Raw genomic sequence first — 1571 nt, forward strand, 5'->3', positions numbered from 1 at the left:
GCATGTGTATAAGAGACAGATCCTATGGCGGCCAGGGCGGCCAGGGCGGCGGCGGCGGTTCGGCCGCGGGCGACGGCAACAAGGGCGGCCATGGCGGGGCGGGCGGCAACGGCAGCTTCGGTGGCGTCGGCGGCGCCGGCGGCCAGGGCGGCAACGTCTACTGATCCGCGATGATCGCAACGGCGCCGCGCCGATCCTCTGCCCGGCGCCGCACTCCCGGCCTTCCATCCGCCGGGTCGGCGGCGGGCCTCCGGTCCTCGTCGGCTCCCGGCCCGCTAGGGCCGGTGCCGGCAGTCCGGCCTCTCGGGCCGCTCGCTGATGATCCAGGCTCCGCGGCCTCGGTCGCCGCACCGCGGAGGAGACCGTCGTCCAGACCCCCCGGTCCGGGCGGCACGCGGTCGGCGGCCCTAACCCGGATGTGAGACCGATCCGATGAAGACTCTCCCCTTACTGCTGATCGCGGGCGGCACGATCGCGGCCGGCGCCGTCGCGGCGACCGGGCCCGGGCCGTCAGCCCCAGATTCCTCCGCGCTCGTGCGGCGGACCGGATCGGGCGATGGCGCCGGGCTGCCTGGAGCCCCCGGCGGACGGGCCGGCGCGCCGGGCCGTCCCGGCGGCTGGAGCGGCGGCTGGGCCGATGGCGGCGATCAGGCCGAGCCCGAGGGCCTGCGGGCCTATTGCGTCGCCGTGCTCGGCGGGTCCGGTTCGCGCTCGCGGGCCGGCACGTTCCGCCCGGGCGACTGCGTCGGCCTGTTCGCCGCGATGGCGCGACCCGACCTGCCCGGGTACGAGGACGACGTGCCGAATCCGGGCTCCGCGCTCGGCCGGACCTGCGCCACGCTGCTGAAGCCCGGCGTCCTGCCGCAGGCCGGCGAGCCCGAGGCGTGCAGTGCCTACGTGGCGAGCCTCGAGACGAGCGGCCGGCGTCGCGAGGCGGCCGGCGCGGGGTCCGGCGCGGGGTCCGGCGGAAGAGCGCCGGATGGGCCGAGCATCGATGGCGGCATCGGCGGCCGTGGCGGGCCCGGCGGCTCAGGGCGCTGACGCGGGACCAGGCCAGATCCAGGCTAAGCGGATTTCGCCGGAGTGGTCACCGGATCGGCGGCAAAAATCTGCGACAAAACAGAAACTGAATCGGGCGAAGCGTGGGCCCGCCAATGCAGGGCTGAGGGACGCCCCCTCGCGCGAAACGCCCCTCGATCGGTTCGATCGAGGGGCCGCGTGTCATCGCAACAGCCCAAGAGGCTCACGCATCGCTTCGGTCTGTGGCAAGCCCGAGCCCGTCGCGTCGATCTCGGGCAAGCCCGAGCCCCGTCGTTTCGATCTCGGGCAAGCCCGAGATCGACGGGACCGACGCGATCAGAACAATCCCTCGATCCGGCCCTCGGCGTCGAGATGGATGCCCTCGGCCGCCGGCACCTTCGGCAGGCCCGGCATGGTCATGATCTCCCCGCAGATCGCCACCACGAAGCCGGCTCCGGCCGAGAGGCGCACGTCGCGCACCGCCACCACGTGGCCGCTCGGGGCCCCGGTCAGGCTCGGATCGGTCGAGAACGAATACTGTGTCTTGGCCA

At 74.2% G+C, this 1571-nt stretch carries 2 protein-coding genes; one reads left to right on the forward strand and one right to left on the reverse strand.

Going from position 1 to position 1571, the window contains the following annotated elements; genetic code table 11:
• The first annotated feature begins 432 nt into the window (after positions 1–432).
• Positions 433–1041: a hypothetical protein gene (locus tag VP06_RS33110; protein WP_048468076.1), complete on the forward strand. Its 609-nt coding sequence runs from the start codon at positions 433–435 to the stop codon at positions 1039–1041.
• A gap of 315 nt (positions 1042–1356) precedes the next feature.
• Here the strand turns inward: VP06_RS33110 and VP06_RS33115 are convergent.
• The coding region (locus VP06_RS33115; RefSeq protein WP_048468077.1) for a formate--tetrahydrofolate ligase at positions 1357–1571 on the reverse strand (215 nt) is incomplete at its 5' end.

This window comes from Methylobacterium aquaticum (assembly GCF_001043915.1).
GTDB classification, from domain to species: domain Bacteria; phylum Pseudomonadota; class Alphaproteobacteria; order Rhizobiales; family Beijerinckiaceae; genus Methylobacterium; species Methylobacterium aquaticum.

What these genes read in the sequence shown, in the direction of transcription:
- VP06_RS33110 (WP_048468076.1), top strand. Translation starts at nt 433, where the DNA reads ATGAAGACTCTCCCCTTACTGCTGATCGCGGGCGGCACGATCGCGGCC.